At 62.2% G+C, this 14,517-nt stretch carries 8 protein-coding genes and 4 tRNA genes; all 12 read left to right on the forward strand.

Annotated features, from left to right (window positions below; genetic code table 11):
• The first annotated feature begins 166 nt into the window (after positions 1–166).
• The 12 genes from GJV26_RS27685 to GJV26_RS27740 all read left to right on the forward strand — a co-directional run bounded on the left by GJV26_RS27685 (position 167) and on the right by GJV26_RS27740 (position 14,454).
• A complete protein-coding gene (locus GJV26_RS27685) occupies positions 167–1,279 on the forward strand; it encodes an efflux RND transporter periplasmic adaptor subunit (RefSeq protein ID WP_229427994.1) in 1,113 nt (370 codons plus the stop codon).
• The gene (locus GJV26_RS27690; RefSeq protein ID WP_155711800.1) at positions 1,276–4,365 is read left to right on the forward strand and encodes an efflux RND transporter permease subunit; all 3,090 of its coding nucleotides are present in this window, start codon (positions 1,276–1,278) and stop codon (positions 4,363–4,365) included. Before GJV26_RS27685 ends, GJV26_RS27690 begins: the two co-directional genes overlap by 4 nt.
• Before the next feature lie 305 nt (positions 4,366–4,670).
• Positions 4,671–4,757, forward strand: a tRNA-Leu gene (locus tag GJV26_RS27695).
• A 32-nt stretch (positions 4,758–4,789) separates the two neighbouring features.
• Positions 4,790–6,130 (forward strand): trigger factor, encoded by a 1,341-nt coding sequence (gene tig / locus GJV26_RS27700; RefSeq protein ID WP_155711801.1) that lies wholly within the window; start codon positions 4,790–4,792, stop codon positions 6,128–6,130.
• A 106-nt stretch (positions 6,131–6,236) separates the two neighbouring features.
• Positions 6,237–6,854, forward strand: a complete 618-nt coding sequence (gene clpP / locus GJV26_RS27705) for an ATP-dependent Clp endopeptidase proteolytic subunit ClpP (RefSeq protein ID WP_371861255.1) — start codon at positions 6,237–6,239, stop codon at positions 6,852–6,854.
• Between the two features lie 407 nt (positions 6,855–7,261).
• Complete coding sequence (gene clpX, locus GJV26_RS27710; protein ID WP_155711802.1) at positions 7,262–8,530, forward strand: ATP-dependent Clp protease ATP-binding subunit ClpX; 1,269 nt, start codon at positions 7,262–7,264, stop codon at positions 8,528–8,530.
• Positions 8,531–8,815: 285 nt separating this feature from the next.
• Positions 8,816–11,227, forward strand: coding sequence for an endopeptidase La (lon, locus tag GJV26_RS27715; protein ID WP_155711803.1), 2,412 nt, complete (start codon positions 8,816–8,818; stop codon positions 11,225–11,227).
• Positions 11,228–11,442: 215 nt separating this feature from the next.
• Positions 11,443–11,715 (forward strand): HU family DNA-binding protein, encoded by a 273-nt coding sequence (locus GJV26_RS27720; protein WP_189442241.1) that lies wholly within the window; start codon positions 11,443–11,445, stop codon positions 11,713–11,715.
• 45 nt (positions 11,716–11,760) lie between these two features.
• Positions 11,761–11,836, forward strand: a tRNA-Val gene (locus tag GJV26_RS27725).
• A gap of 62 nt (positions 11,837–11,898) precedes the next feature.
• Positions 11,899–11,975 (forward strand) — tRNA-Asp (locus GJV26_RS27730).
• Positions 11,976–12,001: 26 nt separating this feature from the next.
• Positions 12,002–12,078: transfer RNA gene (locus GJV26_RS27735), tRNA-Asp, on the forward strand.
• Between the two features lie 444 nt (positions 12,079–12,522).
• Complete coding sequence (locus GJV26_RS27740) at positions 12,523–14,454, forward strand: SurA N-terminal domain-containing protein (protein ID WP_155711804.1); 1,932 nt, start codon at positions 12,523–12,525, stop codon at positions 14,452–14,454.
• Positions 14,455–14,517: the final 63 nt, after the last annotated feature.

The following is a 14,517-nucleotide window of genomic DNA, read 5'->3' on the forward strand; positions in this document are numbered from 1 at the left end:
CGCGGCTAACTGACGCGAAAGTCATTTGCAAATGGATACGCCACGTCTATAATTTTCTACTCGTTTTGATAATTACTTAACGGAAAGTCATATATTTCAGCCCGCAATCATAGTGGCTAAGCGCCGTTGCCGCAATTGCAGCCGATCCAGAGTGAAGGAAATCACCGTGCAAGTCCCGAAGCCCTACCTGATTGCGGCCGCCGCCGTGCTGCTGGCTGCCTGTTCGAAACCGCCGGAAAAGACGGAAGACGTGCGGCCCGTGCGCGCGATCGTGCTGCACAGCTCCGATGTGGACGTGAACGCCGAGTTTTCCGGCGAGGTGCGGGCACGCTACCAGTCGCAGGTGGGCTTTCGCGTCCCCGGCAAGATCGTCTCGCGCAAGGTCGATGTCGGCACCGCGGTACGCAAGGGCCAGGTGCTGATGCAGCTCGATCCGCAGGATCTGAAGCTGGGGCAGGCGCAGGCGCTGGCCACGTTGCGCGCCAACGAGACGAACCGCGACCTGGCGCAGGCGGACGTGAAGCGCTATCGCGAGCTGCGCACGCAGAATTTCGTGGCCCAGGCGGTGCTGGATGAAAAGGAGTCGGCTTTGCGGGCGGCCGAGGCCCAGGTGGATGCGGCGCGCGCCGCCTACCGCGAACAGTCGAACCAGGCCGGCTATGCCAGCCTGGTGGCGGATGTGGATGGTGTCGTCACGCAGGTGGCGGCCGAAGCGGGGCAGGTGGTGGCGGCCGGGGCGCCCGTCGTCACCGTGGCGCGCACCGATGAAAAGGAAGTGGTGTTCGGCGTGCCGGAAGACCGGGTGGATGTGCTGCGCGATGTGTCCGACGTGCGCGTGCGCCTGTGGGCCGCCCCCGAGAAGGTGGTGGCAGCGAAGATCCGCGAAGTGTCGCCGGTGGCCGATCCGGCCACGCGCACCTATCCGTTCAAGGTCACGCTGCCGGCCACGCTCACGCAGGCCAAGCTGGGCATGACGGCGGTGGTGCGGTTCGCGTCGAAATCGGCGCAGCCGAAGATCAAGGTGCCCCTTACAGCGCTGTACCATGAACGCAATGCCACCTCGGTGTGGGTCGTCGAGAAGGGCGCCGTGCGCCTCGCGCCGGTCACGGTGGTGGCCGCCGACGGCAACGATCTCGTGCTGGGCAGCGGCGTGACGGCCGGCCAGACGGTCGTCACGGCCGGCGTGCACCTGCTCAAGCCGGGCCAGAAAGTGCGCATCCTCGGCGAGGATGCGCTGCAGGCGCCCGTGCCGAAGACCGCCCCCGCCAAGGGGGCATGATGAAGGATTTCAACCTGTCGCGGTGGGCGCTCGAACACATCCCGCTGACGCGCTACCTGATCGCCGTGATGCTGATCGGCGGCATGCTCAGTTACAAGAACCTGGGCCAGGACGAAGACCCGCCGTTCACCTTCCGCATCATGGTCGTGCAGGCGTTCTGGCCCGGTGCCACGGCGCTGCAGATGGCCAACCAGGTCACCGACAAGCTGGAAAAGAAACTGCAGGAAACGCCGTACATCGACGAGATCAGCAGCTATTCGAAGCCGGGGCAGACGCTGATCATGCTCAGCCTGCGCGAATCGACGCCGCCGAAGGAAACCGGCAATGCCTGGTACCAGGTGCGCAAGAAGGTGGGCGATATCGCCGGCACATTGCCGCAGGGCGTGATCGGGCCGACCTTCAACGACGAATTCGGCGACACCTATGGCTCGATCTTCGCGCTGTCCGGCGACGGCTTCACGTATGCGGAGATGAAGGACTACGCCGACTTCGTGCGCCAGCAGCTGCTGCGCGTGGGCAAGGTGTCGAAAGTCGAACTGTTCGGCGTGCAGGACGAGAAGATCGACATCGAATTCTCGCACCAGAAGTTCGCGCAGCTGGGCATTCCGTTCGAGCAGATCGTCAACCAGATCGCCACGCAGAATACGGTGGAAGCCACCGGCACGCTGGTCACGCCCACCGACAACCTGCAAGTGCGGGTGACCGGCGCGCTGGCCACCGTGAAGGACCTGGAAAACCTCGAGCTGCGCGCCGGCAGCACCACGTTCCGGCTGGGCGACTTCGCCACCATCCGGCGCGGCTACCAGGACCCGCCGCGCGACAAGATGCGCTTCAACGGCAAGGACGTGATCGGCCTGGGCGTGTCGATGGAAAAGGGCGGCAACATCATCGAGATGGGCAAGGCGCTCGAAGAGACCGTATCCAACCTGAAGACCAAGCTGCCGGTCGGCATCGAGCTCGATCGCGTATCGGACCAGCCGCAGGCGGTGACGGCGTCGGTCGGCGAATTCGTCCACACGCTGATCGAGGCGGTGCTGATCGTGCTGGCGGTCAGCTTCCTGGCGCTGGGCCTGCACACGAAGCCGAAGCTGCGCCTCGACGTGCGGCCGGGCCTGGTGGTGGCGCTGACGATCCCGCTGGTGCTGGCGGTGACGTTCCTGTTCATGCGTATGCTGAACATCGACCTGCACAAGATCTCGCTGGGCGCGCTGATCATCGCGCTGGGCCTGCTGGTGGACGATGCCATCATCGCGGTCGAAATGATGGTGCGCAAGATGGAGGAGGGCCTGTCCCGGCTCGAGGCGGCCACGTTCGCCTACACGTCGACCGCGCTGCCGATGCTGACCGGCACGCTGATCACGGTGGCCGGCTTCGTGCCGATCGGCCTGGCGCAATCGACGGCGGGCGAGTACACGTTCTCGCTGTTCTCCGTGAACGCGATCGCGCTGATCATGTCATGGGTGGTCGCGGTGGTGTTTACGCCCTATATCGGCTACCTGCTGCTGAAGGTGCAGCCGCATGCGCCGGGCGAGCATGGCCACGAGGTGTTCGACACGCTGGGCTTTCGCAAGTTCCGCGCCGTGGTCACGTGGTGCGTCACGTGGCGCAAGACGACGATCGCCGCCACGCTGGTGATCTTCGCGCTGGGCGTGTACGGCTTCAATTTCATCGAAAAGCAGTTCTTCCCCGATTCGTCGCGGCCGGAGCTGATGGTGGAGATGTGGTCGCCGGAAGGTACCGCCTTCGCCGCCAACGAGGCGCAGGTGAAGAAGTTCGAGGCGTTCATCCGCAAGCAGCCGGGCGTGGTATCGGTCACCAGTTATGTGGGCACCGGCAGTCCGCGCTTCTACCTGCCGCTGGACCAGATCTTCCCGCAGTCGAACGTGTCGCAGATCGTGGTGCTGCCGAAGGACCTGCAGGCGCGCGCCGAGCTGCACAAGAAGATCACGCAGGTGTTCCATGACGATTTTCCCGAGGTGCGCGGCCGGGTGAAGCTGCTGCCGAACGGGCCGCCGGTGCCGTATCCGGTGCAGTTCCGCGTGACCGGCACCGAGGTGGACAAGGTGCGCGCCATCGCCGACCAGGTCAAGGACATCGTGCGTGCGAACGCCGGCGCGATCGGCACGAACGACAACTGGAACGAATCGGTCAAGGTGCTGCGGCTTGACCTGGACCAGGACCGCATGCGCGCGCTGGGCGTGACGACGCAGACCGTGATGCGGGCGGCGAACACGATCCTGTCCGGCACCGTGGTCGGCCAGTTCCGCGAAGGCATCCGGCTGATCGACATCCAGGTGCGCCAGCCGCTGGCGGAGCGCCAGACCATCGAGATCCTGAACAACACCAACGTGCCGACGGCCAGTGGCCGTTCGGTGCCAATCTCGCAGCTGGCGCGCGTGGAATTCGTGTGGGAGCCGGGCGTGGTGTGGCGCCTGGGCCGCGAATGGGCCATTACCGTGCAGGCCGACGTGGTCGAAGGCATCCAGGGGCCGACCGTGTCGGGCCAGATCAACCCGCAACTGGCGGACCTGCGCGCGCGCCTGCCGGCCGGCTACAAGATCGAGGAGAAGGGCGCCGCCGCCGACAGCGGCGAGGCCGAGCAGTCGATCGCGGCCAACCTGCCGCTGGCGCTGTTCCTGATCTTCACGCTGCTGATGCTGCAGCTCCACAGCTTCTCCCGTGCCCTGCTGGTATTCCTGACCGGGCCGCTGGGCGTGGCCGGCGCGGCGTTCGCGCTGCTGCTGCTGGGAAGGCCGCTGGGCTTCGTGGCGAACCTGGGCATCATCGCGCTGTTCGGCATGATCATCCGCAATTCGGTCATCCTGGTCGACCAGATCGAGCAGGACATCAAGGCCGGCGCGGCGCCATGGGATGCAATCGTGGAATCGGCGGTGCGGCGCTGCCGGCCGATCCTGCTGACCGCGGCCGCCGCGGCGCTGGCGATGATTCCGCTGTCGCGCTCGGTATTCTGGGGGCCGATGGCGGTGGCGATCATGGGCGGCCTGGTACTGGCGACGGCATTGACGCTGCTGTTCCTGCCGGCGCTGTATGCCGCGTGGTTCCGTGTGAAAAAGCCGGCCGGATAAGGTGCGCACGCGAATGAGCCGGTGCCGGCGCGGATAATGCGCCGGCAATGGAAATGCCGCTTCGGCCGGCTTATTAATTGATCAGTTGGCGAATGGTCAAAAATCATCCCCATTTTGGGGAAAAACCAGTAAAATGCCGTGTTGAAGTTGAAAGCCCCTGCCGTGCGCAGGGCAGGGCGACCCGTTTTCACTTAATGGTCGCCCTTTGCTTTTGTGCAAAGTAGCAATGGGTAAGCAGGACATCTTCGAAAAGTGCCGCGCCGGTTTCGGGCGGGACACTTTTCGAGGTTCCCTGTCCCCAAAGCGCGAGGATGGCGAAATTGGTAGACGCACCAGGTTTAGGTCCTGACGCCAGCAATGGTGTGGGGGTTCGAGTCCCCCTCCTCGCACCAACAGTATTCACAATTTTTTGGACGATTTTTACATGGCAACTGCTGTCGAAAACTTGGGCAAACTCGAACGCCGAGTCACGATTTCCTTCCCGCTGTCGGACGTACGTTCCGAAGTGGAAAAGCGCCTGAAGGTGCAGGCCAAGTCCGCGCGCGCTCCCGGCTTCCGCCCGGGCAAAGTGCCGATGAAGATGGTCGCTGCACAGTACGGCTACCAGATCGAGACCGAAGTCCTGAACGACAAGGTCGGCCGCGCGTTCAACGACGCCGCCAATGAAAACAATCTGCGCGTTGCCGGTTACCCGAAGATCGAGCCGAAAGAAGGCTCCCCGGAAGGCCAGCTGTCCTTCGACGCGACGTTCGAGGTGTACCCGGAAGTCGAAATCGGCGACCTGTCGCAGGTCGAGGTGGAGACCGTGAAATCGTCCGTCACCGACGCCGAGATCGACAAGACGATCGATATCCTGCGCAAGCAGCGCGTGCACTTCCACACCAAGGGTGAGGCAGGCGAGCATGGCGACGGCGGCGAAGCCGTGGCCGCCAACGGCGACCGCGTGACCGTGGACTTCACGGGCACCATCGACGGCGTGGAATTCGCCGGCGGCAAGGCCGAAGACTACGTGTTCGTGCTGGGCGAAGGCCGCATGCTGCCGGAATTCGAGGCGGCGACCGTGGGCCTGAAGGTGGGCGAGGCGAAGACCTTCCCGCTGGCATTCCCAGAGGACTACCATGGCAAGGACGTGGCCGGCAAGACCGCCGAGTTCACCATCACGCTGAAGAAGCTGGAATGGGCGCACCTGCCGGAAGTGGACGCCGAGTTCGCGAAATCGCTGGGCGTGGCCGACGGCGACCTGGCCAAGATGCGCGACGACATCAAGGTCAACCTGGAACGCGAAGTGAATGGCCGCGTCAAGGCGCGCAACAAGGAAGCCGTCATGGACGCGCTGGTGAAGACCGCCACGCTGGACGTGCCGCAGGCCCTGATCGACCAGGACACCGAGCGCCTGGCCGAGATGACCCGCCAGGACATGGCTTCCCGCGGCATGAACGTAAAAGATGTACCATTCCCTCCAGAGCTGTTCAAGGACAAGGCCGAGCGCCGCGTGCGCCTGGGCCTGATCCTGTCCAAGCTGGTAGGCGACAACGAACTGCAGGCCACGCCCGACCAGGTGAAGGCGCAGATCGAAGACTTCGCGCAGAGCTATGAAGACCCGCGCGAAGTGCTGAAGTACTACTACAGCGACCGTCGCCGCCTGGCCGAGGTGGAAGCCCTTGTATTGGAAGAAAACGTCGTTACTTATGTCCTGGGCCTGTCCAAGACGTCGGCGAAGAAAGTGCCGTTCGACGAATTGATGGGAAGCGCAGCACAGGGCTAACGCAGCAAGGTTAGGTCAACTCTGTACAACATCCGGCACCGGCCGGCTGACTTGATGTGATGGGTCAGCCGGCCGGTGCGCTTCACAAGGAAAAGGAATGATCGGAATGAACCGCAATCCGGCACTGGACACGGAAATGCTCGGCCTGGTGCCGATGGTCATCGAACAGAGCGGCCGTGGCGAGCGCTCGTATGACATCTACTCGCGCCTCTTGAAGGAACGCGTGATCTTCATGGTGGGCCCGGTCAACGACCAGATGGCCAACCTGATCGTGGCGCAGCTGCTGTTCCTGGAAAGCGAAAATCCCGACAAGGATATCTCGCTGTACATCAATTCTCCAGGCGGCTCCGTTTCGGCCGGCCTGGCGATCTTCGACACGATGCAGTTCATCAAGCCGGACGTGTCGACGCTGTGCACGGGCATGGCCGCGTCGATGGGTGCGTTCCTGCTGGCCGCGGGCGCGAAAGGCAAGCGTTTCTCGCTGCCGAACTCGCGCATCATGATTCACCAGCCCTCCGGCGGTTCCCAGGGCCAGGCGTCGGATATCGAAATCCAGGCCAAGGAAATCCTGTACCTGCGCCATCGCCTGAACAGCATCCTGGCCGAGCGCACGGGCCAGACGATCGACCAGATCGCCAAGGATACCGACCGCGACCGCTTCATGTCCGGCGACGAAGCCGCTGAATATGGCTTGATCGACAAGGTGTTGACGACCCGCGCTTGATTCAACACAAGCGGTGGCCAGCGCGTCCCAGCAAATGCGCGAAAAATACGCCCGGACGCCACACCGTTCCGGGCGTTTTATTTTTATTTCGGGTAGCATGTAGTTGTGTGCAGGACTTCTTGCCCCACCACATGCCGTATTGCAGCCGTATTGCAGCCGTATTGCTGCTGTAATGCAGCCGTATTGCAGCGGTATTGCATTCGGCCACATGTCATCTGATACATCGATCAATGCGTTCCATGGTGATGCGTTCCCTGGTGTGCCGGCTGATGCCTCATATGACATGTCGCATGACCTGACGTAATATGACTTATCCTGAACTGCCATCGGCAACACATCGATCGAATCATCCAGCGGCACTACAGCAACTTGTGCAGCACCATTCTTGTAACTAAAGAAAACGTCCCATGTCCGACAAAAAATCTTCCAGCGGCGAAAAACTTCTGTACTGCTCCTTCTGCGGCAAGAGCCAGCACGAGGTCAAGAAGCTGATCGCCGGGCCCTCCGTCTTCATCTGCGACGAGTGCATTGATTTGTGCAATGACATCATCCGCGACGAGACGTCCAGCATCGAATCCGTGACGGGCGCCAAGTCGGACTTGCCGACCCCCCACGAAATCGCAGAACTGCTCAACCAGTATGTGATCGGCCAGCAGACGGCCAAGCGCATCCTGTCCGTGGCAGTCTACAACCACTACAAGCGCCTGAAGCACCTGGGCAAGAAGGATGATGTCGAACTGGCCAAGAGCAATATCCTGCTCGTCGGCCCGACCGGTTCCGGCAAGACGCTGCTGGCGCAAACGCTGGCCCGCATGCTGAACGTGCCGTTCGTGATCGCCGATGCCACCACGCTGACCGAAGCGGGCTATGTGGGCGAAGACGTCGAGAACATCATCCAGAAACTGCTGCAGAGCTGCAACTACGATGTCGAAAAGGCCCAGCGCGGCATCGTCTACATCGACGAGATCGACAAGATCTCGCGCAAGTCCGACAACCCGTCGATCACCCGCGACGTGTCCGGCGAAGGCGTGCAGCAGGCGCTGCTGAAGCTGATCGAAGGCACGATGGCGTCGGTGCCGCCGCAGGGCGGCCGCAAGCACCCGAACCAGGATTTCGTGCAGATCGATACCACGAACATCATGTTCATCTGCGGCGGCGCGTTCGACGGCCTGGCGAAGATCATCTCGAACCGGTCGGAAAAGAGCGGCATCGGCTTCTCCGCCACCGTGAAGAGCCAGGAACAGCGCTCCAACAGCGATATCCTGCTGGAAGCGGAGCCGGAAGACCTGATCAAGTTCGGCCTGATCCCCGAGCTGGTGGGCCGCCTGCCGGTGGTCGCCACGCTCGCCGAGCTGACCGAGGAAGCACTGATCCAGATCCTGGTCGAGCCGAAGAACGCGCTGATCAAGCAGTACGGCAAGCTGCTGGAGATGGAAGGCGCCGAGCTGGAAATCCGCCCGGCCGCCCTGCACGCGATCGCCCGCAAGGCGCTGGCGCGCAAGACCGGCGCGCGCGGCCTGCGTTCGATCCTGGAGCACGCACTGCTGGACATTATGTATGACCTGCCGAATCAGCAAAATGTCACCAAGGTGGTAATCGATGAAAATACCATTACCCAAGGTGCAAAACCGTTGTTGATTTATCAGGAGTCGGCGAAAGCCTCCGGCGAAAACTGATCGATTGGATGGAATGCCGGCCGTGCACCGGTCGAAAAAAGCGTTTTGCATCCGTGGAGCAACGCAGTACAATCGAAACCAATAAGAGAAGCAGGCTTCACTCGAAAAGCCACTCGCGGCGCTCGTCGCGCGTGGCTTTTTTATTTGCTGCTGCTGACTTTTAGAGCATCGCCGCCAATGTTTTCGACAAAGATTATGTGTTGAAGAGAATTATTCCGGCGGCGGGTCTTGTGATTTCGGCTGCGAGTGCCAACATCATAAACATGCTTTTACATAAGGTACGCCATGACAACTTCCAAATTAACTGAGCAGACCCAACTGCCGTTGTTGCCTTTACGGGATGTCGTCGTTTTCCCGCATATGGTGATACCCCTGTTCGTGGGGCGTCCAAAATCGATCAAGGCGCTGGAAGCAGCAATGGAACAGGGCAAGAGCATCATGCTTGCCGCGCAAAAGGCCGCCGCCAAGGACGAGCCATCCCCTTCCGACATTTATGAAATCGGTTGCGTCGCCAACATCCTGCAAATGCTGAAGCTGCCCGACGGTACTGTCAAGGTGCTGGTCGAAGGCGCGCAGCGCGCACGCATCCGCAAGATTACCGATACCCCCACGCACTTCGTGGCCGAGCTGCAGCCCCTGGAATCGGAAATCGGCGACGATTCCGAGATCGAGGCAATGCGCCGCGCGATCGTGCAGCAGTTCGACCAGTACGTCAAACTGAACAAGAAAATTCCACCCGAGATCCTCGCTTCGCTGTCGGGCATCGACGATGCGGGCCGCCTGGCCGACACCGTGGCCGCCCACCTGCCGCTCAAGCTCGAACAGAAGCAGGTGATCCTGGAAATCTTCAATGTCGCCAAGCGCCTGGAGCACCTGCTCGGCCAGCTGGAAGGCGAACTGGACATCCTGCAGGTCGAGAAGCGCATCCGCGGCCGCGTCAAGCGCCAGATGGAAAAGTCGCAGCGCGAGTACTACCTGAACGAACAGGTCAAGGCCATCCAGAAGGAACTGGGCGAGGGCGAAGAGGGCGCCGATTTCGACGAACTCGAGAAGAAGGTGCTGGCCGCCAAGATGCCGAAGGAGGCACTGGACAAGGCCAACGCCGAGCTGAAGAAGCTCAAGCTGATGTCGCCGATGTCCGCCGAGGCCACCGTGGTGCGCAACTACATCGACACGCTGGTGGGCCTGCCGTGGAAGAAGAAATCCAAGGTCAACGGCGACCTGGCCAATGCCGAGAAAGTGCTCGATACGGATCACTACGGCCTCGACAAGGTCAAGGAACGCATCCTGGAATACCTCGCGGTGCAGCAGCGCGTGGACAAGCTGAAAGCGCCGATCCTGTGCTTCGTCGGTCCCCCGGGCGTCGGCAAGACGTCGCTGGGCCAGTCGATCGCCCGCGCGACCAACCGCAAGTACGTGCGGATGGCCCTCGGCGGCGTGCGCGACGAAGCCGAGATCCGCGGCCACCGCCGTACCTACATCGGCTCGATGCCGGGCAAGGTGCTGCAGTCGCTGTCCAAGGTCGGCGTGCGCAATCCGCTGTTCCTGCTCGACGAGATCGACAAGATGGGCGCCGATTTCCGCGGCGATCCGTCGTCGGCCCTGCTCGAGGTGCTGGACCCGGAACAGAACCACACGTTTTCGGACCACTACATCGAGGTGGACTTCGACCTGTCCGACGTGATGTTCGTGGCCACGTCGAACTCGTACAACATCCCGCCGGCGCTGCTGGACCGGATGGAAGTGATCCGCCTGTCGGGCTACACCGAGGATGAAAAGACCAGCATCGCGCTGCGCTACCTGCTGCCGAAGCAGATCAAGAACAACGGCCTGAACGAAGGTGAAATCACGGTCAGCGAAGCGGCCATCCGCGACGTGATCCGCTATTACACCCGCGAAGCCGGCGTGCGTTCGCTGGAACGCGAAGTGTCGAAGATGTGCCGCAAGGTCGTCAAGCTGCTGTTGCTGAAGAAGACCGAGAAGAAGGTCGCCATCACGCCGAAGAACCTGGACAAGTTCCTGGGCGTGCGCCGCTACGACTTTGGCGTGGCCGAGAAGGAAAACCAGGTCGGCCAGGTGGTCGGCCTGGCATGGACCGAGGTGGGCGGCGACCTGCTGACGATCGAATCGGTCATCATGCCGGGCAAGGGCGGCGTGATCCGCACCGGCACGCTGGGCGACGTGATGAAGGAGTCGATCGAGGCGGCCCGCACCGTGGTGCGCAGCCGTGCGCAGCGCCTGGGCATCAAGGCCGAGATGTTCGAGAAGCAGGACATCCACATCCACGTGCCGGAAGGCGCGACGCCGAAGGACGGTCCGTCCGCCGGTATCGCGATGACCACGGCGATGGTGTCGGTGTTCACCGGCATCCCCGTCCGTGCAGACGTGGCGATGACGGGCGAGATCACGCTGCGCGGCGAAGTGCTGCCGATCGGCGGCCTGAAGGAGAAGCTGCTGGCGGCCCACCGCGGCGGCATCAAGACGGTGCTGATCCCCGAGCAGAACGTGAAGGACCTGGCCGAGATTCCGGACAACGTCAAGAACAAGCTCGAGATCGTGCCGGTGCGCTGGATCGACAAGGTGCTGGAAATCGCCCTGGAGCGGCAGCCGCAACCGCTGGTGGAAGTGCCTGCCGTGGAACCGGTGGCGGCCGCCACGCAGAAGACCGATGGCCCGGCGGAGGTCGTCAAGCACTGACGCGTTCCCGCGTCGTGATCAAACGGGCACCTTCGGGTGCCCGTTTTGCGTTTGAGTGGCCGTTTTTTACAAATTGACGTCTTGACACAATGCAAGTGTGGCTTGTCTAATACGGCCTGAGATTTTTCTCTGCCTTGACATGTACCGTGGCGCAGTCGTTGAGAAACAATGCATACGGTATAAACGATTTAAACCTTTGTGACGGGGAACAAGCTGTGAACAAGACTGAACTGATCGACCATATCGCCACCACCGCTGACATCTCCAAAGCGGCCGCGGCACGCGCGCTGGATGCGATGATCGATGGCGTTACCACCACTCTGGCCAAGAACGACAGCGTTACCCTGGTCGGCTTCGGCACCTTCATGGTGAGCGAGCGCGCTGCCCGTACCGGCCGCAACCCGCGCACGAAAGAAGAGATCACGATCGACGCAGCGAAGGTACCGAAATTTAAGGCTGGTAAAGCGCTGAAAGATGCAGTAAACTAATTGCCTTCGGTGAGCAGCCCAGCTGTTCACCGGCGAAGCAAACTCGGGCGCTTAGCTCAGTTGGTAGAGCGGATCCCTTACAAGGATTAGGTCGGGAGTTCGAGCCTCTCAGCGCCCACCAGCCTGCCTTCGACGAGGCAGGGATTGCAGCAGTAACGATGTAAACAGTATTGTGCGTTTGCTGGAGCGGTAGTTCAGTTGGTTAGAATACCGGCCTGTCACGCCGGGGGTCGCGGGTTCGAGCCCCGTCCGCTCCGCCAGCTACAATGCGCAGTACACACTACCGGGAGCGGTAGTTCAGTTGGTTAGAATACCGGCCTGTCACGCCGGGGGTCGCGGGTTCGAGCCCCGTCCGCTCCGCCAGAATTAGCAAAAAAAGCCCGCGAAAGCGGGCTTTTTTTATGCTAATTCGTTTGCGGGCGGAGTGCTTCCCCTGCGGGAAGCACGGCGGGGCTCGAAGGGGTGAGGCAGGGGTTTCGCGAAGCACCGCTTCGCGCCTGCCGAACGATGCAGCCATGCAGGGCTGCAGCTTCGCTTGCAAGCGAAGCCGCGGCCGGCAGGATGTCGGCGAGCCCGTTCGCTCCGCCGCCAGTTGCAAAGAGAAGAACGCGGCGCGCCGGGTTCTTCTCTTTGCAACTCACTTCCCATCCAGCGCCAGCTCATGCTGGTCATCTGGAATCATTGCCGATTTTTCAAATGCTTGCCTTGCTATGCCCGTATGCGCACCCTATAATCGCGAGAGCAGCGAAAGGGGCGAACGCTATTGTTCGCCTTTTTTTTGTAATGCATAACTCATATTAATTGGCCATGTTTGAATTCATACGTACGCATCAAAAGCTGATGCAGATTTTGCTGGCGATCGTGATCATTCCGTCGTTCGTGTTCGTCGGCGTGAGCGGTTACGAGAGCATGGGCGACAGCGCCACGACGCTCGCCAAGGTCGACGGCAAGCCGGTGACCCAGCAGGAGTTCGATAACGCGCTGCGGCGCCAGCTGGACCAGTACCGCCAGCGCTTCGGCGAACAGTTCGACCAGAAGATGTTCGATACGCCGGAATTCCGCCAGAGCGTGCTGGACAGCCTGATCGCGCAGCGCGCGGTCACGTCCGAAGTCGTGCGCGGCCACTTCACGGTGAGCGACGCGGCCTTGCAAAAGGCGATCCTCGACAACATCAAGGATATCCCCGGCATGATCACGCCGGAAGGCAAGGTCGACATCGAGCGTTACCGCGCCACGCTGGCCAACAACAGCGGCCTGACGCCGGAAGGCTTCGAGCAGACGATGCGCCACGACATGGCGGTGCAGCAGCTGGTCAGCGGCGTGCAAGGCACCGCCTTCGCACCGCGCACCGTGTCCAAACTGGTGACGGACCTGACCGAGCAGGAGCGCGACGTACAGGAACTGGCGCTGCCGCTGCAGCAGTTCATTGCGAACGTCAAGGTCACCGACGACATGGTCAAGGCGTACTACGACAAGAACGCCAAGCAATACGCCGTGCCCGAGCAGGCCCGCATCGAATACGTGGTGCTCGATGCGAAAGCGATCGAGAGCCAGGTCAGCGTGACCGACGATGAAGTCGCCGCCTACTACAAGGGCAACGCGGCGCGCTTCACGGCGCCGGAAGAACGCCGCGCCAGCCATATCCTGGTGGCCGTCAACAAGGATGCGAAAGCGGCCGACAAGGCGGCCGCCAAGGCGAAGGCCGAAGCGATCCTGGCGGACCTGAAGAAGGCCCCGGCCAGCTTCGCGCAGGTGGCCAAGGCGAAGTCGGAAGACCCGGGTTCGGCCGAGCAGGGCGGCGACCTGGGCACGATCGAGAAGGGCTCGCTGGTGCCATCCGTCGAGCAGGCGATCTTCGCGCTGAAGCAGGGCGAGATCAGCAACGTGGTCGAGTCCGAATTCGGTTACCACCTGATCACCGTCACGTCGCTGAAGCCGGCGGCCGTCAAGGCGCTGGACGACGTGAAGGCCGACATCGCGGCCGACCTGAAGAAACAGAAAGCCGGCAAGAAGTATTCGGAAGTGGTGGAAACCTTCACCAACACCGTGTATGAGCAGGCCGACAGCCTGAAGCCGGTGGCCGACAAGCTGGGGCTGAAGATCGAAACGGCCGACAACGTGACGCGCACGCCGGCGCCGAACGCCGCGCCGGCACCGTACAGCAATGCCAAGTTCCTGACCGCGCTGTTCTCCGCCGAGTCGGTGAAGAACAAGCGCAACACGGAAGCCGTCGAAGTGGCGCCGAGTACGCTCGTTTCCGGCCGCATCGTCGAGTTCAAGCCGGCGTCGCAGAAGCCGCTGGCCGACGTGGCCGCCGAAATCCGCCAGCGCGTCACGGCCGAGGAAGCCATGAAGGCCGCCAAGGCCGCCGGCGAAGCGAAGCTGGCCGCGTTGAAGAAAGCCGACGATGCCACCGGCTTCAGCCCGGTGCGGACGATTTCCCGCGCCAAGGCTGAAGGCATGCCGCCGCCGGTGGCACGCGCCGTGCTGAAGGCCGATGTGTCGAAGCTGCCGGCGTACGTGGGCGTCGAACTGCCGGGGATGGGCTATGGAGTCTACCGCATCGGCAAGGTGCACCAGCCGGCCGCCGCCGACGAGGCGCGCCTGGCGTCGGCCCGCGAACAGATCGGCAACATCGTCGCCCAGCAGGATATGCTGAACTATGTCGAACTGCTGAAGGACAAGGCCAAGGTCAAGATCCTGCATCCAGCGACCCCCGCCAAGGCGGCCCAGGAGTAAGTGACGCAAGCAGGTCCACCGGCAGGCCCGCAGCATGGGGCCGCGCCGCCAACGAAAAAGCCA

Origin of the sequence: Pseudoduganella dura (assembly GCF_009727155.1) — a bacterium.
Lineage (GTDB): Bacteria > Pseudomonadota > Gammaproteobacteria > Burkholderiales > Burkholderiaceae_D > Rugamonas > Rugamonas dura.